Raw genomic sequence first — 24,975 nt, 5'->3', positions numbered from 1 at the left:
ATTTGTAATTCTACACAGTTTGGGGGATAGCTAGCAATGGACGAGCAACAAAAGCAGAAGGATATTGAGGAACAAATCATTAGCTTAGAGCGCGTCCTCCAAACCCTCAGAGAAGAAGAGAATGTAGACGTTTTACTGGAGGCAACCCTAAATTACCTGCAAACGGAGTTCGAGGACTACCAAGTAATTTGGATTGGTTTGTACGATCGCACAGGTCATCGCTTGTTTGGCAAAGGAGGGATTGTACCCAAAGGTGAGATTACATTTCTCAAGCAACGGTTTACCCTCAATCCCGGAGACTTGCTAGAGCAAGTCGTGATTCAGCTTCGGCCCGTCAGCATCCCCGACTTGCGAGAAGAAACACGGGCGGGAGAATGGCGCAAAGCTGCTCAGACCTTCGATGTGCGGGGTACTATCATCTTCCCCCTCCGCTACAAGGATCGCTGCTACGGCGTGGTTTTGCTCGGTTCTGAAACCTGGGGTTTGTCACCCAAAGCTGGGGAAAAAGCACAGATGAGCGTGATTTTTGGGGCGCTGGCGGCGGCGCTGTACCAAATCGAGGCAGATTGGCAGCGACAACAGGCGAGGCATCCCGACGAACCGCTGCTAACGCTGATTTCGCAGTTGGGCAAAATCCGCTCCCTCGATCGCTGTCTACAGGCAGTAGTCGAGCAAACCCACCAATTTATCGAACCAGCACGGACGAATGTTTACTGGTTCGAGCGCGAACGGCGCTATTTCTGGCGTAGAGTCAGTAACCGTCAGGTTGCGCCCGGTTTGGGAGCGGGTAACAGACCAGCAAGTGGGATCACGGTGCAAGATTTGGGGGGATTTTATCAGGCTCTTGCTAACGAGCAAATTGTCTGGATTGGAGAGTCCCACAGTTCCCTCAGAAGCGAAGTTACGGGGCGACTGATGCAGCAAATTCGCGCTCGTTCCCTATTGGCGGCTCCGATTATCTTGGAAACAGAGCTTTTGGGCTTTTTGGCGGTGGAGGCGAATGAACCTCGGATTTGGCAGGAAGATGAAAAAAGTTATCTGCGGGGTGCGGCTCAATTGGTAGGTCTGACGGCTCCTCTGTCGGAGATGGAGGATAAGATTCGACAAGTTGAACTCGATCGCGATTTAACTGCTGGGGTGGCTCGTGCTATTTATAGTGATGCTGATTGGTTGGAGACTTTGAAAACTACATCCGAGAAATTATGCGATCGCCTCAGCGCCGAACACTTTTTGCTACTGCTACGGGAACCGGATCGGGGTCAGTTTGAAATTATCTGGCAGAATCAACCTCCCAATCGCCGCAAGTTAGCGTCTCCCTTGAAAGCTTTGGATGCGTCAGAACTTAAGGTGTTTGAAGAAAGTGCCCAACCAATGGCGATCGAAAATTGGGAAGAGGACAAGCGATTGGCAGCTTGGCGAGATGCTTTGGGGGAACAGGGGGCGCGATCGCTTTTGGTTTGCAGCACTGGAAGGAAGAAGGAAGAAGGAAGAAGGAAGAAGGAAGAAAAAGAAAATACCAATTTAAACTCTGTGGAAGGTTTGGTGGTTATTGGTCACGATGCGGCACGAACTTGGAACCGATCTGAGCGAGAATTGGTAGCGATCGCCAGTCAACAGCTCGGCCTAATTATCCACCAGTGGGAACTTCAGCAACAAATCCAAAACCAACACAAATTTTACCAAACCCTAGAATCAGGTTTAGCGATTTTGTGGCAGGCACACTCAGACCAACTCCTGCAACAATTCTCTGGAGGAGAATCAAACTCACGCGAAAACATACCTCAAAAGCAGCTAGAGCGTAGCTTTACTCAGCACATTGCCGAGGCCGTAGGTTGTCCTCTGGTAGCTTTAATAACCTGGACTGCGGGGGCAAAAGAGGGACAAATTGCCGCCAGTGCTGCTGCTAGTCCTTTGTTTGCACTGAATCTGAATGTGGATATTCCAGTTCAGACAGATTTTTTGATTCAAAATGCTCTCAAAGCTAGTGGAATGCTGCATCTGAATATGAGCGATTTACCACTGGCAACTAAACGGTGGCTCCGCAGTCCCGGTATTAGTCAAATTCTGGTGGTAGCGCTGCGGACGGCCCCGGAACACGAACCAACGGGAATTGTCTTAGCCGCCGATGCTCAAGGTCGTCCCTGGCCAGAACTTTCGGTGGATTTATTGAGTATTTTGGCAGCTCAGTTAGCTTGGTCGCGTCGCTACTTGACTGTACAAGCAACACTGGAATCACAGCGAGAGGAATTGGAATGGCTCAATTGGTACAAACAGCGCCGTTTGGAGGAACTTTATCGTACTGTGGGGTCGGGGGTGAAGCAGTTGGGAGAGTTAAGCCAATCTGCGGCTTTACCGGGGAAGGAACAGAAGGATACTTTGACAACTTTGCGCTATCAGCAGCTTTTACGGCAGATTGGGAATGCTCTAGCCTCGACTAATTTATTGCTGAAGCAGGAACAGTGGCGGTTACACAATGCAGTGGAAGTGATTGCGGTGGCTAGTTTGTTGAGGCGATCGCTTGAGCGTGTAGACTTGCTAGTGAAGCAATCTAATATTCAGTTACAAGTTTATCGAGAAAGTAATTCGGCGCTACCTTCTGGACAAGTTTTAAGCATTCGCGGAGACAGTATTAAGTTAGAGTTGGTAGTTTATGAATTATTAGTAATCGCTTGCCGCCGTTCGGTATCGGGAGGAAAAATCGAGATTCGCTGTAAGCGTTTAGATGAACAGTGGTTAGAATTAGCGATCGCAGATAATGGTAATGTAGAGCCGCAGTTAATTAGTGACTTTAATTATTCGCCATCAAAAACCCGCCCCATTGTAAAGGTGAAAAAAATGTTCCTGGCAAGCGGATCAAACCTAGTTCGGGGTTAAAAATGAGAGAACCACCGACAAAACATCTAGCATTTAGACTTGCTTTAAATAACTCGTCTCCAATGTAACTACGAGTGCTAGGACATACACCTGTAGCTAATAATAAGTATTGCATGAATCCAAGACCGCAACAAGTGAGAGCGAGGATAACGTGCAGGCGAGTTAGGAAAAATAAATCCTGTTTGTCGCGAATTAGGTAATAGCCGCACAGAATCAGTGGTATGTACCAAATCAGAGCTTTTAAGCCGATTATTCCCATTAAAATAGGATGTTCTGAGGCTGGGGCGGCTAGTTGCGGATTGCCATTAGCTAAAATTAGCGTTACTGCACAAGTCCCTAGCAAAACACCAAGAGGTGCTGCCATAGGTTTAGCTGCACTCAGGAAAAGTCGCTGTTTTTGCCAGAGTTCAATTATGCCAATCAGGGCGATGATATAAAGGATATCTTTGGCAAAATTAAACAGGACATTCCCGCCTGCGATCGCGTAGGTAACGGTATCAGCAAAAGGCATATAAATTAGGAATGCCCAGAGTGCGGGCCGACCATATTTGTTAAAAAAGCTCATTTTAATGCTGTACTAATCCACTGCATAAGAGTGGATTTTACATCATCAATGGCAATTTCATGAGATTTATGGGCGGCTCTTTCGACAACTTCAACTTTACCTTGTTTGAGAGAACGACCCGTAACGATCCGGTAGGGAATTCCAATTAAATCAGCATCTTTGAATTTAACACCTGCGCGTTCATCGCGGTCATCTAACAGAGTTTCAACGCCAGCTTGATTGAGTTCTGTGTAAAGTTTTTCTGCAACTTCTATCTGTTGAGCGTCGCTAATGTTGGGGATAGAAATGATAACTTGGTAAGGTGCGATCGCCACTGGCCAAATTATCCCATCTTTGTCGTAAGATTGCTCTACGGCAGATTGAGCTAAGCGAGAAACACCAAGACCATAACAACCCATCACTAAGGGTATTTCTTCCCCTTGTTCGTTCGTATAGGTAGCGCCCATTGCTTGTGAGTATTTAGTGCCAAGTTGGAAGATGTGACCTACTTCAATTCCTCTGGCAGTTTGTAAGGTTTGTGCGGGGTTGTGGAGAGCGCGATCGCCTTTTTTAGCCTTCCTTACATCCACCACTTTTTCTGGCAATTGAAATTCTTTACCCCAATTTGCACCGACAACGTGGTAGCCGGATTCGTTAGAACCAGTGATAAAATTTTCTAAGTCAACTGCTGTTTTATCTACTAACCGCAAGAACTGAGGATGCACCTGTTTACTGCTAGCAATGTAATCATCTGCGATGTCAGGTGCAATATAACCTAAAGGCAAAGGTTTCGCTGCCCATTTCTGTTGTGCTTCTGCGTCGGGAACTGTCAGAGAAAGAATGGTTTTTGCTTGGTACTTCTCAGCTAATTTGGTTAATTCATTTACCAATTTTACCTCATTTACGTCCTGGTCTCCTCGAATAATTACCAGTACCAAGACGATGATACCGCTGTCATAAGCTACCTGGTAAAGCACATTTTTTACCACTTGGGTAGGGGAAGACTTGAAAAATTTACAAAGTTTTTCTATCGTTTCCGTTCCCGGAGTTTCGGATTTTTCATAACTCGTAAAACGTGATGGTTCAGCATCAGCAGGCAGAGAAACAGCTTTTTCTACATTAGCTGCATACTGACCATCTTCAGTATAAAGCACTTCATCTTCACCAGCTTCTGCTAATACCATGAATTCCTGGGAACCGGAACCCCCAATCGCCCCAGAATCGGCATCTACTCCTCTGAATTCCAAACCACAACGGCGTAGCATATTGCTATAAGCTTGTGCCATATCCTGATAAGTTTTTTTCAGGCTTTCTTCATCTTTATGGAAAGAATAGCCATCTTTCATAATGAATTCGCGACCGCGCATTAACCCAAAACGAGGGCGAATCTCATCTCTAAATTTGGTTTGAATTTGGTAAAGGTGCAGGGGTAATTGCCGATAGGAACGAATCATATCTTTGGCAATTGTGGTAATTACTTCTTCATGAGTTGGCCCTAGTCCTAATTCACGATTTTGTCTATCTGTGAGAGCAAACATGATACCTTCTGCCTTGGTATATGTGTCCCAGCGTCCAGATTCTCGCCACAATTCAGCAGGTTGTAGTTGAGGTAGAAGGCATTCTTGAGCGCCGGTAGCGTCCATTTCTTCGCGGACTATCTGTGAGACTTTTTTGAGCACTCGCCACAGCAGGGGGAGATAAACATAGACACCGCTACCGATGCGACGAATGTAACCTGCACGTAGTAATAGTTTGTGACTGGGGATTTCTGCTTCTGCGGGTTCTTCCCGCAGAGTAGCGAAGAGCATTTGAGAGAGTCGCATGGGTGGTTTCCTTTATAGAACAGATGTTTATTTTATCAGGATTTACGCGCCGCATCTGATAAAATTTATTTGAGTTAGTAACAAATTAAAAATGACCCGATTCATCCATGACCAATTTGCTAAACAGTATCTCAAGGAATTATTGAGTCCTCTCGGTAACATAGAAACCAGCCGGGATATTGCGGGAGAAGTTAGGCAGATTGACATTTTATTTGCTCCTAAATCCCAACCGGAAGTGGAAGCAACAGCTCTCGGTCTTCTGGGTAAAATCGCAGCCAAACCTGCTGTATTTGAACCATTCCGCAGTCCAGTTCAACCTGGAGAAATTCGGAGTTGTCTGGGCAAATTATTTGACTTACACGCCGAATTTGAACGGCAAGCAGCTAGAGAAAATACTCGAATTGCAGAATCAGATTTGCCCTTACTCTGGATACTGTCACCAACGGTTTCTGACTCACTGTTAGCAGGATTTAGAGCGATTCCTGAACCGGAAAATTGGGTAAATGGAGTTTATTTTCTGGGTGCATCTCTGAAAGCAGCAATTATTGCTATTCACCAACTCCCTCGCACTCCAGAAACCCTGTGGCTGAGAGTTTTAGGGAAAGGAAATGTGCAAAAACAAGCCATTGCTGAATTGATAGAACTGCCCTCAGATAACTCTTTTCGGTTGAATGCGCTAGAATTGTTGTATAACTTGCGAACCATTTTAGAAGTCCGCCAAGACATAGATCGAGAAGATCGGGAGTTAATTATGGAACTGTCACCACTTTATTTACAACGGCTTGAAGATGCGACCCAGCAAGGTATCCAGCAAGGTATCCAGCAAGGTATCCAGCAAGGTATCGAACAAGGTGTCGAACGAAACCAACGCCTGATGGTTGAGACTATGCTACAAGTCAAATTTGGCGCTTTAGATGAAGAATTAGTCCAAATAATCGAGCCGTTAATTCAACTAGAACCATTGGAAATAACGCAAATGATTATGCAGCTTAATCGTGAGGAATTATTAGCTCGTTTTGGCCAGAGTTCAAGGGAATCTTAATTGATAAAACTGTCCTCAAATAATTACTTCCGGTTGAATGCGCTAGAATTGTTGTATAACTTGCGAACTATTTTAGAAGTCCGCCAAGACATAGATCGAGAAGATCGGGAGTTAATTATGGAACTGTCACCACTTTATTTACAACGGCTAGAAGATGCGACTCAGCAAGGTATCCAGCAAGGTATCCAGCAAGGTATCGAACAAGGTGTCGAACGAAACCAACGCCTGATGGTTGAGAGTATGCTACAAGTCAAATTTGGCGCTGTAGATGAAGAATTAGTCCAAATAATCGAGCCGTTGATTCAACTAGAACCATTGGAAATCACGCAACTGATTATGCAGCTTAATCGTGAGGAATTATTAGCTCGTTTTGGCCAGAGTTCAAGGGAATCTTAATTGAGAGAACTGTCCTCAAATAATTACTTCCGGTTGAATGCGCTAGAATTGTTGTATGATTTGCGAACTATTTTACAAGTCAGCCAAGACATAAAGCAATAAGACCGGGAGTTAATTATGAAGCTATCACCTAATTACTTCTATCTTTAGTTATAAATTTTTTGAGAATTTTTACTTGTTGCTCCCCGATTACCAAGGGGGATCATATCTTCCTTAAGTAGGATTCAACCTTCATGATTTATTCGTTAACTTTCGTAAAGGAACAAAAACAGTTTTCTTAAGTAAAAGAGAAAACTGAATAAGTTATAATTTTTTGGAGGCTGAAATGACTTTTACTACTGTTAGCGCTTACGATCGAGGAAAAGAAGCTCTTAATGGCTTGAGCATAGACGATCAGTTAGGTTTGCTATGGTTTGTTTATACTGAACTTGGCAAGTCTATAACGCCAGCAGCTCCGGGTGCTTCCGGTTCTGAAATTGCTCAGGGTTTGTTCGAGCAAGTTAAGGAATTGCCTCACGAAGAACAGCTACAAGTGATGCGCGATATTGCCTCAAAAGGCAATTCTCAGTTGAGCCGTATGTATGGTTCTATGAGTCCTGAAACTAAGTTGGCTTTTTGGTATTTCCTAGCTCAAGGTATGGATGAGGGAACTATTATTCCTGTACCTTCTGACTATGAACTTCCCCAAGAAGGCAAAGTTTTATTAGGACAAATCCAGTCTATGGATTTTCAGCAGCAAATTGATTTTCTGCGCGGTATTGTGCTACCGATGGGTACTGACTCTGCTCCGAGTGCTGGTATCTAATCTCAGGAATTATGCCGAGTCTCCCCTCTCCTTTTAGGAGAGAAAAAATGAAACAGCCCTGCTTAAAATGAGGGGGGAGAGGATATTGGTTGAAGTCATTTTTTATATAAGAAAATATAGGCGGTTGGTAAAGTTTCTGATTTTAAGGCGTAAGTTGTGATTAAGTTATGGTAGGTTGGGTTTTGTGGCTAACTCAACCTACTTAAGGTATAAGCCTTAGATTTTTTTGATAAATTTTTAACGGGTGCCCTAAGCCGGAAGACATATTTGAGGGCAATCGCGTTTTTTTTGTAAAATTTATCTATGGTTGGGCAGTCGCTTCTTTAAAATCTCTATTAGCGACTGAAATACCAAAAAACAATCATGCAGAATTTAGCATTCCCTAACCCAGCGACGAAATCGACTCCTGTAAGCGCTGCTGACATTCAACTTTTGGCGGTGGATATTGATGGTACGATCGCAGGTGAGTCTAACGAGATCCGCGAACGGGTTACACAGGCAATTTTTGCTGCTCAAGCTCAGGGAATCAAAGTTGTAGTGGCTACTGGAAGGATGTACCGCTCTGCTCTCCGCTTTCATCAAACTGTCGGCTCCAGCTTACCATTAATTTGCTATCAAGGCGCGTGGATTCAAGACCCGATTACGGGAAAAATTCTGTCCCATTTGCCAGTCACAAAAGAAAAGACGATCGCACTCCTTGATTATTTTGAACAACCTGCATTGCGATCGCTTCTTTCTGTCCATTTCTACATTAATGACCAACTTTACGTCCGGGAAATCACGACTGCTACTCAAATCTACGCCCAGCGTTCGGAAATTCAACCTATCGCTGTCGGCGATCTGCGATCTGTGCTGGATACCGAACCCACTAAAATTTTAGCTTTATGCGACGATCCAGAGGCGATCGCGAATCTTCTCAGCAATTTACGCCAGATTTACACCCCAGCCGAACTTTATTTAACAACATCAGTGGCTACTTTTTTTGAAGCTGCCAATCCCTTAGTTAGTAAGGGGGCTGCACTTCGCTACCTAGCTGAAGAAATTTTGGGGTTGCAATCGGCGAATGTGATGGCGATCGGCGATAATTTTAATGATTTGGAAATGCTTTCCTATGCAGGCATTGGTGTAGCGATGGGCAATGCCCCGGATGAAGTCAAGGCGATCGCGCAATGGGTAGCACCGACTGTAGAAGAAGATGGTGTAGCGGCCGCGATCGAAGAATTTGTGCTTTTATAACTAGGGGCTAGGGGAAGAAGAAGGGGCTAGGGGCTAGGGGCTAGGGGCTAGGGTAAGAGAGGGGGAAGATGGGGGAGGATGGGGAAGATAGGGAAAATAGGGGAGCGAGGGAGGATGGGGAGGATGGGTAATTAGCCTGTCTTCAATTAGCAATTAGCAATTAGCAATTAGCCATTAGCCATTAGCAATTAGCCATTAGCCATTAGGACTTACGCAGGTCGTCAAATTTTTGACCTTCCAACAGAAAGAGCACCGACGACTGGCCGTGTTTCGTCTCGGTGCTCTTACTGGTTCGCTCCTCACACGAGACTAACTATAACCGAAGGTATCCTAGTTTTGTCAAGCCCTTTTTGAAAGTTTTTTCCTAAAATCCCTTAAAGCCAGACAGCGCAAGGGGTTAAAGGGCTGAGGGCAATTGGTCTAACCATTGCAAAATCAAAGAATTAACCTCAGTGGGTCGCTCGTCGTGGGGACAATGGCCCGTTTTGGGGATAGAAATAAACTGGACGGGTTTACCGAGCTCCGCCAACTCCTGATAAACCTTTGCCCCTGTAACTGGTGTCCAAGGGTCATCTGCTCCCCAGATTACCAATAAAGGATGCTTGACTTTCGGCAACAATTCTGATGGTTGAGGGCCGGGAGGAGCACTGAGAATGGAGGCGAAAACTTGCTGAGCTCCGCGATCGCAGGAGGGTGTATAGAGTATTTCTATGAGTTCGTCGGTGATCGCTTCGGGGTTGCTGTAAACTTGACTTAAGGTGCTGCGGATGCGGTTTTTCTGACGGATGCGGTTAAAAAGGAATGGCCCAAAGGCAGGCGATCGCACTATATTGGTAAAAATCCCCATCACAGTCCGTAGCGGTAAATTCAGTTCGTGGGGGCGGTGATTGAGTCCCCCCGCACAGTTAATCAAAACCCCACCAGCAGCAATTTCTGGATGATTGGCGACTACCATCAAACTCAGTAAAGCGCCGATGGAATTACCCACAAATACAGTCGGTTCTTGAATATGTTCGGCCCAGAAATCTTTAACCATTTCTTGCCACAATTCTAGACTGTAATCGAGGTTGGGCTTATCCGATCCGCCGAATCCCAGTAAATCTAGGGCGAATACTCGATAGCCACCATCTGCGATCGCAGGGATATTTTTCCGCCAGTGTCCAATAGAAGCACCAAAACCGTGAATCAGTACCAACGGCCGCCCGGTTCCCCGAACTGTATACTGAATTTTATGGTCTTTCCAAGTCCAAAACAGTTTTTCAAAGGTACCGATCGGTGTTAATTGTTGTGTCGTCACAGCTTTCTCTGAATTTTAATTAACTACTATAATTTTAATCTTTAATTTTGCTAATTTACGTAACGCCGACCTCTGGGGGGTATCTTTATCACCCAGAGGGTGGCGTTACAAATTCTATCCTATAATAGCCACTCTTTAAGTAAATTAAGATTAATTGGAGTTAAAGTAACTTTCACTTCAAGTTGCTGTTTTACATCTCGCAGGGTCATAACTTCTTTTTCTTTAAAGGTAATTTCAACATTTTGTAGTTCAATAGTCTGATATTCAAATTGATGGAGTTCTACGCGAATCGCCAGTTCCGACTCAGACTGAGGATAAATGTATAAATGCTGTTTGAGATTATCTAATTCAAGTTTTTGAGCTATCTGGCTGTGTTCTAAAGGAGAATCTGGTTTATACCAATAGAGCGTATCGCCGCCCCGAATTTCGGGATTCACAATCACAAATATTTGATCGAATCTTTGAGATTGCCAGTTAACTTCACTCATCCCCCCGATTTGAGGTATTAGCCGTTCCACCCAGTTAACTTCTTTACCATTGAGATTTGCCCACCAGTGGCGAATAATATCTAAGTTATTAGTATTTTCTGGGTTATGACTGCCGTGCTGCCAGACTGTTAAAAGTTCCATACATTTTAAATGATGTCAGATTTTAGATTTTAGCTTTGAGCTTGAAGATTAGAAGTGAATGCCTCTAAAATATTTTACATGGAATTACCCATTGTTTATCACAATGATTACGTTGCCCCACTACCGCCGGGACACCGCTTCCCGATGGCAAAGTTTCAGTTGCTTTCCGAGATGCTGTTGGCCGATGGAGTAGCTGTGCGATCGCAGTTTCACCTACCAACACTTCCAAAGCGAGAGTGGATTGAGTTAGTCCACGAGCCTGATTATGTTCAAGCTTATTATAATGGAACATTGGACGCTAAAGCACAACGGCGAATCGGTTTACCTTGGAGTCCCGCTTTGGCAAACCGTACTTGCATCGCTGTAGGGGGTACTATTCTCACAGCTCAATTAGCGATTTCTCACGGTATAGCTTGCAATACTGCTGGAGGAACTCACCATGCTTTTCCTAGTTATGGTTCTGGTTTTTGTATCTTTAACGATTTAGCGATCGCATCTCGTCTTCTGCAAAAAATGGGTTTAGTACAGAAAGTATTAATTGTCGATTTAGACGTGCATCAGGGAGACGGAACTGCTGTAATCTTCCAAGACGATTCGAGCGTATTTACTTTTTCAATGCACTGCGAAGTCAACTTTCCGGGAACTAAACAACAAAGCGATTTAGATGTATCTTTACCTGTAGGTATGGAAGATGACGAATATCTTCAGACATTAGCTAAATATTTACCAGATTTGCTGTCAGATGTCAATCCCGATCTAGTTTTGTACGATGCAGGTGTCGATCCGCACAAGGGCGATAAACTGGGGAAGTTAGCATTAACTGATACTGGTTTATTTAGGCGAGATATGCAGGTTTTATCTACTTGTTTGGCTGGTAGATACCCAGTTGCTTGCGCGATCGGTGGCGGCTATTGTGATGATATGAATGGCTTAGTTTATCGGCATTCCCTACTGCATCGAGCCGCGAGTTTACTCTGGCAACAATATCGGCTGTAATTGTTAGTTGTTAGTTGTTAGTTGTTGGTTTTAACTAGGGCTTGCTGAATCAGTACCCGGAGGTGATGCAGTCTGGGTGATGCGATCGCGGAGCGAGAGTATGGTGCAAGAAAAACAGGTAAAATAGGTCAAAAGCCTTGCATCACCCTCCCTCACCATGTACAGAAAAGCTGAGTCTGTTCCCAGGGAACCCTTCGACTTTGAACTCCCCTTTGAAGGAAGGTTGTCAAAAGACAACCGTTGGGTAAAAATGGCCGAACTGATCCTGTGGTCAGAATTTTGTTGCTGAATATGCTGAAAATTTTCCCATTTGTCAATTCGTAAGTCCTAAAGGCGTTCCAGTTCCCGCCGCCGCTGTAATTAGCCGAATTGCCGCTGACAGTGCTATTACTCAAATTCAGGGTGGTGCTTGTTCCCACACTAATCCCAGCCCCATTGAATGCGCTATTGCCATTCGCAATAGTTAAGCTGTCAATATTTACTATTACCCCCGCACCGAAAATATTGAATACCTGCACGGCATTGTTGCCGCTAACGGTTAAATTAGTTGCCCCTGGGCCGCGTTAATACTGACTGAATCGGTAATGTCTAGCGTATTAGCAAGGGCGATCGCATCCGTACCTGTAGTATTATTGGCTGCCGCGATCGCCTCTCGCAAACTAATCTTGCCATCAGGGCCAGGATTAATAATTAAATTCGCGATGCTGCTAGTCGTTGGTTGTTGTGACGCTAAGTGTAGTCATAGTTACCTTAATATTGACAATTTTTAATCTCCTACCAACCCATTTAATGCTTCAGCAACGCGATTAAATACTTCCACCCAATCTCGCGGTTGCGATTGCCGAAATAGTCGCATCGTCGGATACCAAGGAGTATCATTTCTTTCTAATATCCATCTCCAATCGGGACTATAGCATAGTAAAGTCCAAACTGGCTTACCTAATGCTCCGGCTAAGTGAGCAACAGAAGTATCCACAGTAATTACTAAATCTAGTTGCGCGATCGCTCTTGCCGTATCTCCATAATCTCTCAGATAATAACTTAGATCGCAGACATTAAATTCTTGCAATTTTGCTAAATCCGTCGGCTTAGTAACTTTTTGCAAGCTAAAGAAATCCACATCTTTTATATTCAAAATAGGCGCAAAATCATCTAATTTACAAGAACGATTGCGATCGTTTTTATGAGTAGGACTCCCACACCAAACAATTCCTACTTTTAATTTTTTAGACTCAGATGAATGCAGGATTGGGAAAACAACGTTTTGCTCTCTTGCTTCTAAATAAGGAATTTGAGCCGGAATTGTATCTAAAGTTGTACCCAGAATATGAGGTAAGCTCATTAAGGGAGCATAAACATCAAATTCTGATGTCGCAATATCTCCCGGCGGAATTATCTTGTCAATGTGAGGAATCGTGGCAAATAAAGGCATTAAGTCGGGAATGCAAACTAAAATAATGCGACAGCTACTTTCAGCAACTAGGGGAATATAGCGAATAAATTGAATTGCATCTCCCGAACCTTGTTCGGTATGAATCAGAATAGTTTGACCGCTTAAATCGCTACCATCCCACAAAGGTTGAGGACAAATAAAAGGTGTAAAGTTATTCGTTTGCCAACGCCACTCGCTTTCGGCAAAGCCTTGGGTATATTCTCCCATTTGTAATAAAGCCATGCCTAAATTAAAATGTGCATCAGGAAATTGGTAGCGAATAGCAATTGCTTTTTGATAATATTCAATCGCTTCATTTAATCTATGTTCGTGCTGGGAAATTATACCCAAATTATTGTAAGCTTCGGCATGATTGGGATCTATGGTAATTACTTGTTCTAATTCGATAATCGCCTCTTCCCATTGTTCTTGTTCTAAATAAACCACTCCCAAATTATACCGGGCCATCAAATAATCTGGCTTAAGTTCTAGGCATTTCTGATATTGCTGCATTGCAGCTTCCAGGTTGCCTTGATTGTAGGCATCATTGCCCAAATTGAGTAAATATTCGGCATCTTCTGGTTGTAGAATCTTCTCAGTTAGTTCTACTTCTTGAAGTGCTTCATCGGGTAAAATATAGGTTGTGCCTAAAAGTTGCTCATCCCAGTTAATGACTTCGGGAAATAGAAAGCCGGGAATAATACCAATAGCAAATATTTCTTGTACGCCACTTTCAAATCTTAAGAAAGCAATAATTTCTCCAGTGTCAATATTGACTACCCACACGCCACAAATCCTTTCCGTGAGACTTTTGGTAATCGGTAATCCACTAAAAACGGCGGTTTCTCTAATTTGTGAAAGTCCAATAAAGGCTAAATTTTCCCAAAAAGCTAAACCGCGAGTGAAACCAGGAACTTGAGCAACTGTAGTTAAATTTCCCGAACTTAAGTCAACTTTAGCTAAACTACCATTTCCTGATTCTAATACCCAAAGTTCCTCCCGATACCAGCGGGGAGAATGAGGCATAGATAAACCACGACAGATGATTTCATTACTGGAAATATCAATAAGAATCCCCCCATTAGCTTTGTTTTTTCGCCAACCTGCGGCTTCATTTGTTTCTCCTAATGCTGTAATATATTGTGGTCGATCGTTGCGGATGCTTAAACCGTTAAGATGACAGCGATCGCTGAGATCGTAAGCATTAATAAAATGAGGTCGCCATCGCGGTACAAAACTATGAGTTTGATCTAGGGTACATAAACAAGAAAAACGGGTATTAATAAACCAAAGTTCATCATTAGCATAGGCCATTTCGTGAATGTCAATATCCCCAGTAATATGAGTGCGACGAGGGAGATAACAAGCATCATGTTTGCCAACTGGTTCTAGCTTTGGCGCTACTGCTGGGACATTGCGAAGTTCGATAATTTGGTAAGCTGTACCAATGGCTAATTTTTCGCGATCTACTGCTAAACCCATTGGGCGATCGAAGGTTCTAAAATGGGTATTTATAGTATTATTATTGTCAGCACGCAGAACTATTAACTTGCCTGCTTGGTAAGTGGAAACAACTAGGGAAATACCAAGTTGAGTTAAAATATTTGGGAAATTAGTTGTGTGAACGCTGTTTAAAGGAATATCTTGGGTATTCATTGGGTAAAATATAGATATTGCGCTCAATTAAGTTTCAACTTAGAGCTAATAATGCTTGCGTCATCAAGATCGCAGAGATCTAATGGTTATGGTTGTCAACCATTAGCTATGAATAAATTATTAGTTGTCGCTACCACTAATGCTCGTAAACTTAGAGGAATGTTACCATATCTTAGTAAATAGCGAGCGATTGTATTAGTAATAATCCGTCATTGCGAACTCCGCGAAGCAATCCCCTAGTCTCTGCGATTGCGGAGCACAGCGAACAATGACAATAAAGGGGGTAGTAAACTGGATTTGGTATTACTCGGTGCGGTTCCCTAAAAAAATTGAGTGCGATCGCATCAATTAACGCGATCGCACTCAAAAAATTACCAGCCTTTTCAACCAAATGGTATTAATTGCCGATTTAATATTTGTTCAAGTTAATTCCAGCTTCCCGCGCCAGAGCATCCAAACCCTTGAGTTGTATGGTCTTAATCGCCTTCGTAGAAAGATGTAACTTCACCCAGCGCTTCCCTTGGGGCCACCAAATCCGTTTCCACTGCAAATTCGCCTCCTGCAACTTGTGAGTGCGGCGGTGCGAGTGGGAAACAGCCATCCCATTATTCGCCTTTTTCCCTGTCAACTGACATTTCCGAGACATATTACCCTCCAGATTACCGTTTTTCTTTGCGATGCAACCTTCAATTATAGATCGATTCGCACAAATAGGTCAAATCGGGAGCATCCTATCAAAATCCCCCTGTTTGCAAGCTACAGTTTATAAACTGTAGTTTTTTTCAGAGGGATTTGAGGATAATTGATTACAATGCTCGTTCCGTTAACCGCGTCAACACCTGATTTGAGCGTTCCACAAAATCCTTCATTCCCTCAGCATCAAACCCTTTCTGAGCCATCAAAGCTAAGTCATAAACATGATGACAAATCATATTTGCCAACTCGCTAGATGGAGACACGCCGCTACCTTGAATAATCGCGCCTTGACTCAAATTAGCCAAGTTTTGAATCAGCGGGTGAGCAGTATTTACTACTAGGATATGTTCGTCAGGAAATCCAGCCGTTTGCTGCTGCAATAAAGCCGTCATATCCCGCAGTCGCCGCATCGCTTCTGGTAACAAAACAATTGCCGGCGGCGTACCCTGGGGATCGTCAGATTTCAAAGCTTCAGTGCGAATAGTAACTGTTGACTTACCGATCGCTTGTTGGAACAAGTCTTTAATTTGTTCGCTGCGAGTTTTATTGGTATTCGGGTCAACAATCTCAGCTTCTTTTTCCTTGTCAATCAGCGTCTCATCAAGTTCGGAATCAACCCGCGAGAATTTGACATCTTTATAGTCTCTCTCCAAGGAACTGATAAAGTGCGTATCAATGAAGGAGTCCATAAATAGGACTTCCAAACCTTGACTCTTGTGCAGTTCCACATAAGTAGCCTGCGATGCCGGTTCAGTACAATAAAATACGCGGTTTTCGTGGCGTTTTTGATTGCGTTCCAAATACTCCTGAAGGGTAGTATAAGGTTGCGTTGAAGTTGAGGTTTCCGACTTCGGCGTTACTTCTTGCCATGCGTCTCCATCCTCAGCTTGTACCTGCACTTCTGGAGTTACACTTTCTGATTTTTCTGCGGTTGGTTGGTAAGTCGTGCGATAAATTAGGATATCTTCGACTTGCTTTTTAAACTTCTCGTCATTCAGCGATCCGAACTTGACAAATGTACCGATGTCTTGCCAACAGCGGATATATTCATCGCGGTTATCGCGGTAAAGTTCTTTAAGACGATCGCCAACTTTTTTGGCAATATAATCAGCAATTTTCCTGACTGTGCGGTTGCTTTGTAGGGAACTGCGAGATACATTCAGAGGAATGTCTGTACTATCAATCACCCCTCGCAGCGGCATCAAAAATTTAGGGATAACTTCTTCGCAGTGATCGCTGACAAAGACTTGATTGCAGAATAGTTTAATATTGCCTTGAGTGACATCGACATCTGGCCGCAATTTAGGGAAATATAGAATCCCGTTGACAATGAAAGGATAATCTGTATTTAGATGTACCCACAAAAGCGGTTCTTCTTGGAAGGGGTAGAGGTAGCGGTAGAGTTCTAAATAATCTTCTTTGGTGAGGTTGCTAGTAGATTCTCGCCAAGCAGCTTTTTGCTTGTTAATTACTTCTCCATCCAGTTTAATTGGCACTGGCATGAAGTCGCAGTAAGTTTTAATTAGCTGCTTAATGCGGCTGGTTTCTAAATATTCTTCTTCTTCATCTTGGAGAGTGAGAGTAATCGTTGTACCGCGTTCTGTGCGCGGAGAATCTGTCAACTCAAAGGCTGGCGAACCATCGCAAGACCAGTGTACTGCTTGAGCACCTTCTTGGTAGGAAAGGGTATCGATTTCTACTTGTTTGGCCACCATGAAGGAAGAGTAGAAACCCAGACCAAAGTGACCGATAATTGCGTCGTTACCTTCTCCTTTGTATTTTTGAATAAATTCTTCGGCGCTGGAAAAGGCAACTTGATTGATGTATTTTTTTACTTCATCCGCCGTTAGACCAATACCGTTATCAGAGACAGAGAGGGTTTTTTTCTCTTTATCAATGGCGAGGTGAATTTCTGGTTCCCCGATGTCGCCGCTAAATTCGCCGGAACGAGAAATCATTTTCAGTTTCGCGATCGCATCTACGGCGTTTGATACCAGTTCCCGCAAGAAGATCTCGTGGTCAGTATAGAGAGATTTCTTGATAATCGGGAAAATATTCTCGGTATGGATCGTAATTGTTCCCTGTTCGAGGACTGTCATAGTTTTACTTTAAGTGACTGTGAGTATAGGATTGACGCACGATGAAGCTTAAACTTCGATCCGCCTTAACCCCCCTGAAAATAGGAGGAAACCCTTGGAGGGGATGGGAATCTCAAAAGTCCCCTGTTTCGGGGGGTGCGGGGATCTCTTCTGCGTAAGTCCTGTATTTAATGATTTTGTGCGATCGCGCCGCTTTTTTGCAAAGGGATTACCCTAAAAGGATGATTCGGTTTACCCTACTTTCTGGTAACTGACGACTGCCGAGACAGGTAAACAGGAAATAGTTTTTTCCTCCTCTCCCTTCTTCTTCCTTCTTCATTCTTCCTTCTTAGTTATATTGTCGCATACCACAAATCAGCAATTGACAAGGAATCCATATTAACTGCGTCTGGATCTGCGTGCCATCCACCCGGAATAATCTCTTGAACTTGATACCGATCCAACTTAAACTCTCTCTCGCTAAAGCTTTTAATAGGAATTAACTTGACGTTATGACGTGCTAAAAGTTGAGAAACTGCATCCGAACATTCATTTAAAAAAAACGCAATGGGAATATCAACTCGAATAATCCCAAAATCTTTTTTACTCCGTCTGATCGTTACCCAGTCTTCACCGGCCCCTGTATCCCAATCAATTTTAGCATCTGGTATTAGTTTAGGGATAGATAACAAGATTTTTTTCAATTCATCTATTGACCAGTTACTTGACTGAGAACGAGCTTTAATGAAAAAAGGCGTTAAATCTATGACACTCATGGCGGGTTTCCTGGTGAACCGTGAACTAATCTTGTTTCTTTACCGTCAATTATGCTTGGCGATCTCCTATAAATATTAATGTAGTCTGTTAACTCTCCTGTGTCTCCAAGTACACCAATAGGGCCATTGAGTACCCTAACTTTGGCTTTATAAAGATTAGATGTTGAGCCCTCCCACAGATCGTACTCATCAGCGTAAGCAGCGGCATCTAGTACGGCTGATTCAACATCTACTTCCCATAAAAACTGACTTTTACCAGTTGATAATGACCCAGTTGTGTGCTTAGCCACGCCAGTCAAATCAATGGTATATGCACCATTGCTTAATCTACCTTTTGAATCGATAAACTTGTTGGGCGCTCTGTAGATGGCAACTCTCCTTTACTAAAAATCATACTGTTATCAACACAATCTATCACAATTGTATCGCCCTCCACAAAGGTATTTTCTAATAACTTATTCGCCAGCGGGTTTTCTAATTCTCGCTGAATCGCACGTTTCAATGGTCGCGCACCATAAACAGGGTCGTAACCGACATCAGCGATATAATTCTTGGCCGCTTCTGACAAGTCCAAGTTGATTTTTTGATCTCCCAGCAACCGTTCAATTCTCTTCACTTGAATGCTGACAATTTGCCGCAATTCTGTCTTACTCAAAGTGTGGAACAAGATAATGTCATCAACGCGGTTGAGAAATTCGGGACGGAAGTGCGATCGCAACGCATCCGTCACCCGTTTGTACATCATTTCGTACTTAGAATCATCGCCAGCAACATCCAGAATGTAGTCGCTACCAATATTGCTAGTCATCACAATGACGGTATTTCTAAAATCAACAACTCTCCCCTGAGAATCGGTAATTCTGCCATCATCTAACACCTGCAATAAAATGTTAAATACATCCGGGTGTGCTTTTTCTACTTCATCAAAAAGTACGACTGAATAAGGGTGACGGCGTACTGCTTCCGAAAGTTGACCGCCTTCATCATAACCCACATATCCCGGCGGAGCTCCCACTAATCGCGAGACGCTATGCTTCTCCATATACTCCGACATATCTATTCGCACGATCGCATCATCGGTATCAAATAGAAACTCAGCTAAAGCGCGGGCTAATTCTGTTTTTCCTACGCCAGTCGGCCCCATAAATAAGAAGGAACCGATGGGTCTACCGGGGTCTTTCATGCCGGCGCGAGCTCTCCGAATTGCGGCCGAAACTGCTTCTACGGCTTCGTGTTGACCGATGACTCGCTGGTGTAAATGTTTCTCTAATTGTAGCAGTTTTTGTCTTTCAGATTCTAACAACCGATTGACAGGAATTCCCGTCCACTTAGCAACTATTTCCGCAATATCACTGGCGGTAACTTGTTCGCGAAGTAATGATGAACCTTGAGATTGTAGTTTTAATAGTTCGGCTTCTTTGGCTTCGCGATCTCGCACCGCAGTCTCCAGTCTGCCATACTTTAACTGTGCCGCCTTATTCAAATCGTAAGCCCTTTCTGCCTGCTCAATTTGCACCCTTAACTCATCTTCTTCCGCTTTCAATTGATTGATTGCATCTAAGGATTGCTTTTCACCTTGCCACTGAGTTGATAATTTTTCCTGCTTTTCTTTCAAAGCATCAATTTCAGCTTGAATGCGTTCTAACCTAGTAGTGAAACCCAGATTTTGCGCCCCTTTGCCTTCACCTTCGATAGACAGTTTTTCCATTTCCAACTGCATCACCCGCCGATCGATTTGTTCTAATTCTGCGGGTTTAGAAGTGATTTCCATCTTCAATTGGGCAGCGGCTTCATCTACTAGATCGATGGCTTTATCTGGTAAAAATCTATCGGAAATGTAACGGGAAGACAAGGTAGCCGCAGCAACCAAGGCAGAGTCTAATATTTTGACTCCATGATGTCTTTCATAACGGTCTTTAAGTCCGCGCAAAATTGAAATAGTATCTTCGACGCTAGGTTCATCGACAAATACTTGTTGAAATCGTCTTTCTAAGGCAGGATCTTTTTCAATATTCTTGCGAAATTCATCGAGGGTGGTTGCACCAATACAGCGCAATTCACCTCTGGCTAACATCGGTTTCAACAAGTTACCGGCATCCATTCCCGAACCAGAACTTCCACCGCCACCAGTGCCTACAACTGTATGCAATTCGTCAATAAATAAGACGATTTGACCGTCAGAATTGATCACTTCTCGTAATACTGACCGCAGGCGTTCTTCAAATTCGCCTCGGAATTTTGCCCCGGCAATTAAGCTGCCCATATCGAGGGAAAATAGCTGGCGATTTTTGAGAGATTCGGGCACGTCGCCGTTAACAATTCGCTGGGCTAAACCTTCAGCGATCGCAGTCTTCCCTACCCCCGGATCGCCAATTAATACGGGATTATTTTTCTGGCGACGGGAGAGCACTTGGACTACGCGGCGAATTTCCTCATCGCGACCGATTACGGGGTCGAGTTTTCCCGATTTTGCGGCTTCTGTCAAGTCGCGACCGAACTTAGCAAGTGCATCGTAAGTTGACTCTGAATTTTGGTCTTGAACTTTCGCAGAACCCCGGACAGCTTTAATTGCTTCTTCAAGTTTTTGGCGATCGATGACTTTGGTAGGGGGAGTGCGATCGTAACCAGGCCGAGGGGGCGGGCCTTCGGTTTTTGTCAGCAAACGGCGACCGATGCGTTCGTCCTCGATCAAGGCGATTAATAAATGTTCTACAGCGATAAAACCGTCCTGCCAAGCCACTCTTGCAGCTTCAGCAGCGTCTAACATCACTTCTAAGCCGCGTCCCAGGTAAAGTTGTTCGGCATTGGCGACTTTGGGTTGGCGTTTGGCAAATGCTTCTAGCTGCTGGGTTAGGCGTAGATGGTCAACCCCTGCTTTGCTGAAGATATTGTTGGCAAGACCTTGCTGTTCTAGAAGTGCGATCGCTAAATGTTCGACCTCTAGCTGCTGGTTGGCAAAGCGGCGGGCTACATCCTGGGATTTGACGATGGCTTCCCAGGCTTTATCGGTAAATTTGCTAGGGTCTGTTGGCTGCACGGTATTTCCTCGCGATCGAAGGGAGTTCTACTTTTTGTCCCTTCAGATATACTCTCATAACTATGATAGAGGTTAAACGGGTGTCTGAGTCTCTTCGGATTCGGGGCTGAGGCTGGTAAAGGCTGGCGATCGCTCAAGGAATGAAAACAATATCATAACTTTTTTAGCAAAAGCGATCGCGCTTCTTTGGGAAGTGCGATCTAACATTCCCATTTTTTCAAAAATAGGGGTCATGCTGCTTCCAATTGTAACCGACGTTCTACTCGTTCGTATTCATCTTCTAAGAGCCAGAGTTTAGCTTCTTCATAATCTGAACTGGTAAATACAATTTGATAATTTTGAGCAGGATCGTAGACACAGCTATTACCTGAACTGTCACCTAATAAAATTAGGACGTAAGGTGGTGAGGCTGTCGGATCTACCCATAACTCTGTAAATTCCCAGTTATCGGCTAGGTTTAGTTCTGGGGATGACATGGTATTTATCTCCTTTTATTTTAATTTCTCCATACCTAAGTGGTATTCTACTATTGTTGCTGTCAAGTCTATAGCCAATGGGGTCAGGAAAATAAAGACCATAACGTTCGTGACCGCGAATTACGCCGATAAACTCTCCATTTGCAATTATAGCTTGAGCCACCATTTCCATTGTAGCTCGATCGTTAAAGACATGAACATTACCTTCTTGTTGGAGTAGCTTTTGCATTTGAGGAGTATCGGGTAGATGTTTGGCAATGTGTTTAGTGTCGATGCTTAGTTCGCGGTTAATTCCGGTCATAAATTGAGCCAATCTAAAACATATTAATTATGTCGTTTTTCCTGGCTTTGTAAAATAGTATACTATCAATTATCCCTAGTTTGTCACTCTAGGAAGAGTAAAATAGAAAGAGAAGTCTAAATGGGAGACACAGACTATGATACAGCCCAAAATTCCACAACCTACCATTAGTTTCATCGATCAATATTGTGAGAGTTATCAAAAAATATTTCCAGAAGTTAGAAGCTATGAAGCCTTTAAGCAAATTATTATGGGGATTTTGACACCAAGCAAGAGAAAAAGTTTAGTAACACTCTCTAAAATAATTGGATTAAAAAATAGTCAATCATTGCATAACTTTTTAACACAATCTCCCTGGAAATCGGAAGAATTAAGAACCCAGAGACTAAAAATTATCTTTAACTGGTTAAAAGAAGAAGCATATTGCCACTATTAGCCCTCAAATTAGTAAAACCTTGGTTGAAGGTTTTTGAATCTCCTCTATTAGTTAGTAGTTTTAATACTTTAATTAGTCTGGTTAATCTCTGTGCTAATGCTTTAACAGGGACTAAATTAAATGCTTTTCACCAATTTTCTTCTGCCTAGAGTGACAAACTAGGGATAATGTCATTTTTAGAGTAACTGGGCATAAACATCATCCTCTGTATTATCCCAAATTGCATCTAGCGATCCTTGACTTGTCTGAATCCAGAATTCAGATTCATCATCAGGTAGAAATGTTACCAAAATTCTTGCACCTTCAGGAATTTCTGTTGGTTCCAACAATTCAATTTTGCCTTGGCGAACGATCGCCCAAAGTGTCTTTAGCATAATAGGGTGAGTTCAGAATCGTTCGGGTCGTATCTCAGTATATCTGATTCGTTGAAGAGTTGTAACAAAGAAAGCGATCGCGTTGTCCAATAATTTTTAGATTTATTGAATCAGGCATAAAGTGTCAGCCATTCAAAAACGGGATGCCTACGGCTGGCTACGCCTACGCACTCCCCAAAAATAGCGGTACAATATCCTACAAACCACTCGCACAATCCACCTTCCTTGGCCTACGATAACACCTGCAAATACCTAGCCGAAAAATTCCCCGCCGCCTTCGTCAACTGGCTACTACCAAACGATCGATCCGGCAATATTCAAATCCTCAAAACCGAACTGATCCAAGAACCCATCCGCGCCGATTCTCTCGTCTTCCTCCAAACCAATAACCAAATCCTCCACCTGGAATTTGAAACCCGTCCCTATTCTGAACCCACCATCGCCTTCAGAATGCTAGATTACTACGTCAGGCTGAAACGGCAATACTCCTGCGCCATCTATCAAGTCGTAATTTTTTTACAGGAAACCACATCAGAACAAGTTTTTGTATCCGAGTGGACAGACACCAACACCAGACACGGCTACCGAGTCATTCGTCTGTGGGAACAAGACCCCGCTTTACTGCTATCTTCCCCCGGATTATTGCCATTAGCAACCCTATCTCAAACCAACTCGCCGCAAACTTTGCTACAGCAAATAGCGGAGAGAATTGCTATAATAGATGAACCCAATCAACAAGCTGATTTACTGGCTTGCACCCAAGTAATCGCTGGATTGAGATTTGAAAAAAACTTAATCAGACAACTATTGAGGAGAGACATTATGCGTGAGTCTGTCATTTACCAAGAAATTCTCGAAGAGGGCATCCTTGAAGGCAGACAACAAGGTTTGCAACAAGGTTTGCAACAAGGTTTGCAACAAGGTTTGCAACAAGCACAGCAACGCGAGACAGCTTTACTTACTCGCCAATTGAATCGACGCATCGGCGCGATCGCACCGGAAATGGTTGAGCAAATTCAAGCTTTATCTGTAGAAGAATTAGAAAATTTAGGGGAGGCGTTACTAGATTTTTCATCAGCCGCAGATTTAGCCAATTGGTTGCAGGAACATCAGCCTTAATTGCTAAAGAATCATTCCAGGCGAATAGAATTCGCGAAGCAACGCGGGTACACAAACTAAGTCCGCCTACGCGGACTAAAGAATAAAGGTGCTATATTGCTTTTTCAGCAATGTTTTAAGCTTTCAATTGAATTAATTCAACTTTATATCCATCAGGATCTTGCACAAATGCAATCACCGTTGAACCATGTTTCATCGGCCCCGGTTCGCGAGTAACTTTACCACCACGAGTCTTAATTTCATCGCAAGTAGCATAAATATCATCAACACCGATCGCAATGTGACCGTAAGCATCTCCCAAATTGTACTTGTCAGTACCCCAATTGTACGTTAATTCTAATACCGTGTGGTCGGATTCATCGCCGTAACCCACGAAAGCCAGAGTAAATTTACCATCTGGATATTCCTTTTGACGTAGCAGTTTCATTCCTAGCACTTCAGTGTAAAACTTCAGTGACTCTTCTAGGTTTCCGACTCGCAACATCGTGTGTAGTAGGCGCATTTTCTTAACTCCAAATTTCTTGAGCTTTGACTACCATTCTATAACAAGTGGTAAAATTAGATGCGTCCTAAGCTATAGCACAATATGGAAAACGATTTACTTTCCTTAATTGTAGGTATGAGTTTATTAATTATCTATCTCATCTTCTCAGCCATGACTGAAATGGGGACTAAGTGGCCTTGGAAAAAATAATATAACTAGGGACTAGGGGCTAGGGGCTAGGGGCTAGGGAAGAGGGAAGAGAGAAAAGGTTACGACAATCAAGGATTATGAACCAGATGTCAGAGTTGGAGTTACCGTAAGCGACGAAAGCGGTTGCTATAATCAACAAAGGTATGTAGTTGCGCTTCAGTGCAACTACATACCTCTTAGTCCGCGTAGGCGGACTTTGTTTGTATAGCTGCGATTTCAATCGCCGGAATATTTGATCCCGAATATTTGAGAATATTT

23 protein-coding genes and 1 pseudogene are annotated in these 24,975 nt (G+C 43.4%); 9 read left to right on the top strand and 15 right to left on the bottom strand.

The window, feature by feature from the left end:
- Window positions 1-36 precede the first annotated feature (36 nt).
- Entirely contained in the window at window positions 37-2,874 is a 2,838-nt protein-coding gene (locus OSCIL6407_RS0119345; RefSeq protein WP_019487563.1) for a sensor histidine kinase, read from the top strand.
- Here OSCIL6407_RS0119345 and OSCIL6407_RS0119340 read toward each other — a convergent pair.
- Window positions 2,789-3,439: a hypothetical protein gene (locus OSCIL6407_RS0119340; protein WP_019487562.1), complete on the bottom strand. Its 651-nt coding sequence runs from the start codon at window positions 3,437-3,439 to the stop codon at window positions 2,789-2,791. The two genes, OSCIL6407_RS0119345 and OSCIL6407_RS0119340, sit on opposite strands and share 86 nt — an antisense overlap.
- On the bottom strand, window positions 3,436-5,241 hold the full coding sequence (gene proS, locus OSCIL6407_RS0119335; protein ID WP_007353549.1) for a proline--tRNA ligase: 1,806 nt from the start codon (window positions 5,239-5,241) through the stop codon (window positions 3,436-3,438). Before proS ends, OSCIL6407_RS0119340 begins: the two co-directional genes overlap by 4 nt.
- 91 nt (window positions 5,242-5,332) lie before the next feature.
- Between proS and OSCIL6407_RS0119330 the strand changes: the two genes are divergently transcribed.
- The 4 genes and pseudogenes from OSCIL6407_RS0119330 (at window position 5,333) to OSCIL6407_RS0119315 (ending at window position 8,720) form a co-directional block, all read left to right on the top strand.
- The gene (locus OSCIL6407_RS0119330; RefSeq protein WP_007353550.1) at window positions 5,333-6,283 is read left to right on the top strand and encodes a hypothetical protein; all 951 of its coding nucleotides are present in this window, start codon (window positions 5,333-5,335) and stop codon (window positions 6,281-6,283) included.
- Window positions 6,284-6,679, top strand: a pseudogene (locus OSCIL6407_RS0119325) (hypothetical protein); the annotation flags it as partial.
- Between the two features lie 325 nt (window positions 6,680-7,004).
- Entirely contained in the window at window positions 7,005-7,484 is a 480-nt protein-coding gene (locus OSCIL6407_RS0119320; protein WP_007353552.1) for an orange carotenoid protein N-terminal domain-containing protein, read from the top strand.
- Between the two features lie 363 nt (window positions 7,485-7,847).
- Entirely contained in the window at window positions 7,848-8,720 is an 873-nt protein-coding gene (locus OSCIL6407_RS0119315) for a Cof-type HAD-IIB family hydrolase (RefSeq protein WP_007353553.1), read from the top strand.
- A 397-nt stretch (window positions 8,721-9,117) separates the two neighbouring features.
- Here the strand turns inward: OSCIL6407_RS0119315 and OSCIL6407_RS0119310 are convergent, their stop codons facing one another.
- Together OSCIL6407_RS0119310 and OSCIL6407_RS0119305 are read right to left on the bottom strand one after the other, a co-directional pair.
- On the bottom strand, window positions 9,118-10,017 hold the full coding sequence (locus OSCIL6407_RS0119310; protein ID WP_007353554.1) for an alpha/beta fold hydrolase: 900 nt from the start codon (window positions 10,015-10,017) through the stop codon (window positions 9,118-9,120).
- A 119-nt stretch (window positions 10,018-10,136) separates the two neighbouring features.
- Window positions 10,137-10,646, bottom strand: coding sequence for a hypothetical protein (locus OSCIL6407_RS0119305; protein WP_007353555.1), 510 nt, complete (start codon window positions 10,644-10,646; stop codon window positions 10,137-10,139).
- 78 nt (window positions 10,647-10,724) lie between these two features.
- On the opposite strand from OSCIL6407_RS0119305, the gene OSCIL6407_RS0119300 reads away from it, so the two are divergent.
- Both OSCIL6407_RS0119300 and OSCIL6407_RS34590 read left to right on the top strand, forming a co-directional pair.
- The gene (locus OSCIL6407_RS0119300; RefSeq protein ID WP_007353556.1) at window positions 10,725-11,642 is read left to right on the top strand and encodes a histone deacetylase family protein; all 918 of its coding nucleotides are present in this window, start codon (window positions 10,725-10,727) and stop codon (window positions 11,640-11,642) included.
- Between the two features lie 584 nt (window positions 11,643-12,226).
- Window positions 12,227-12,412 carry a hypothetical protein gene (locus tag OSCIL6407_RS34590; RefSeq protein WP_148288903.1) on the top strand — a complete coding sequence of 62 codons (186 nt, stop codon included), beginning with the start codon at window positions 12,227-12,229 and terminating at the stop codon, window positions 12,410-12,412.
- Here OSCIL6407_RS34590 and OSCIL6407_RS0119290 read toward each other — a convergent pair.
- The 9 genes from OSCIL6407_RS0119290 to OSCIL6407_RS0119250 form a co-directional block, all read right to left on the bottom strand.
- Window positions 12,409-14,730 carry a TIGR03032 family protein gene (locus tag OSCIL6407_RS0119290; RefSeq protein ID WP_007353559.1) on the bottom strand — a complete coding sequence of 774 codons (2,322 nt, stop codon included), beginning with the start codon at window positions 14,728-14,730 and terminating at the stop codon, window positions 12,409-12,411. The two genes, OSCIL6407_RS34590 and OSCIL6407_RS0119290, sit on opposite strands and share 4 nt — an antisense overlap.
- Window positions 14,731-15,139: 409 nt before the next feature.
- Entirely contained in the window at window positions 15,140-15,376 is a 237-nt protein-coding gene (gene rpmB, locus OSCIL6407_RS0119285; RefSeq protein ID WP_007353560.1) for a 50S ribosomal protein L28, read from the bottom strand.
- A 160-nt stretch (window positions 15,377-15,536) separates the two neighbouring features.
- A complete protein-coding gene (htpG, locus tag OSCIL6407_RS0119280) occupies window positions 15,537-17,525 on the bottom strand; it encodes a molecular chaperone HtpG (protein WP_007353561.1) in 1,989 nt (662 codons plus the stop codon).
- Window positions 17,526-17,857: 332 nt separating this feature from the next.
- On the bottom strand, window positions 17,858-18,280 hold the full coding sequence (locus tag OSCIL6407_RS0119275; RefSeq protein ID WP_007353562.1) for a hypothetical protein: 423 nt from the start codon (window positions 18,278-18,280) through the stop codon (window positions 17,858-17,860).
- The gene (locus tag OSCIL6407_RS0119270) at window positions 18,277-18,570 is read right to left on the bottom strand and encodes a hypothetical protein (protein ID WP_019487558.1); all 294 of its coding nucleotides are present in this window, start codon (window positions 18,568-18,570) and stop codon (window positions 18,277-18,279) included. Before OSCIL6407_RS0119270 ends, OSCIL6407_RS0119275 begins: the two co-directional genes overlap by 4 nt.
- A 32-nt stretch (window positions 18,571-18,602) precedes the next feature.
- Complete coding sequence (clpB, locus tag OSCIL6407_RS0119265) at window positions 18,603-21,317, bottom strand: ATP-dependent chaperone ClpB (protein ID WP_007353564.1); 2,715 nt, start codon at window positions 21,315-21,317, stop codon at window positions 18,603-18,605.
- 72 nt (window positions 21,318-21,389) lie between these two features.
- Window positions 21,390-21,551, bottom strand: a complete 162-nt coding sequence (locus OSCIL6407_RS36315) for a hypothetical protein (protein ID WP_007353565.1) — start codon at window positions 21,549-21,551, stop codon at window positions 21,390-21,392.
- Complete coding sequence (locus OSCIL6407_RS0119255) at window positions 21,548-21,793, bottom strand: hypothetical protein (RefSeq protein WP_007353566.1); 246 nt, start codon at window positions 21,791-21,793, stop codon at window positions 21,548-21,550. Before OSCIL6407_RS0119255 ends, OSCIL6407_RS36315 begins: the two co-directional genes overlap by 4 nt.
- On the bottom strand, window positions 21,762-22,094 hold the full coding sequence (locus tag OSCIL6407_RS0119250; protein WP_007353567.1) for a DUF6972 family protein: 333 nt from the start codon (window positions 22,092-22,094) through the stop codon (window positions 21,762-21,764). The genes OSCIL6407_RS0119255 and OSCIL6407_RS0119250 overlap by 32 nt, the downstream gene beginning before the upstream one ends.
- 136 nt (window positions 22,095-22,230) lie before the next feature.
- On the opposite strand from OSCIL6407_RS0119250, the gene OSCIL6407_RS0119245 reads away from it, so the two are divergent.
- Entirely contained in the window at window positions 22,231-22,530 is a 300-nt protein-coding gene (locus OSCIL6407_RS0119245; RefSeq protein WP_019487556.1) for a transposase, read from the top strand.
- A gap of 176 nt (window positions 22,531-22,706) precedes the next feature.
- Here OSCIL6407_RS0119245 and OSCIL6407_RS0119235 read toward each other — a convergent pair whose 3' ends face one another.
- Window positions 22,707-22,904: a hypothetical protein gene (locus OSCIL6407_RS0119235; RefSeq protein ID WP_007357908.1), complete on the bottom strand. Its 198-nt coding sequence runs from the start codon at window positions 22,902-22,904 to the stop codon at window positions 22,707-22,709.
- Between the two features lie 225 nt (window positions 22,905-23,129).
- On the opposite strand from OSCIL6407_RS0119235, the gene OSCIL6407_RS0119230 reads away from it, so the two are divergent.
- Complete coding sequence (locus tag OSCIL6407_RS0119230) at window positions 23,130-24,023, top strand: DUF4351 domain-containing protein (RefSeq protein ID WP_007357907.1); 894 nt, start codon at window positions 23,130-23,132, stop codon at window positions 24,021-24,023.
- A 115-nt stretch (window positions 24,024-24,138) separates the two neighbouring features.
- Here the strand turns inward: OSCIL6407_RS0119230 and gloA are convergent, their stop codons facing one another.
- Complete coding sequence (gloA, locus tag OSCIL6407_RS0119225; protein ID WP_007357906.1) at window positions 24,139-24,525, bottom strand: lactoylglutathione lyase; 387 nt, start codon at window positions 24,523-24,525, stop codon at window positions 24,139-24,141.
- Window positions 24,526-24,975: the final 450 nt, after the last annotated feature.

It is taken from the genome of Kamptonema formosum PCC 6407 (assembly GCF_000332155.1).
Classification (GTDB): Bacteria; Cyanobacteriota; Cyanobacteriia; order Cyanobacteriales; family Microcoleaceae; genus Kamptonema; species Kamptonema formosum.
Note: the sequence above shows the minus strand (reverse complement) of the source record. Positions and strands in the feature narration are given on the sequence as shown.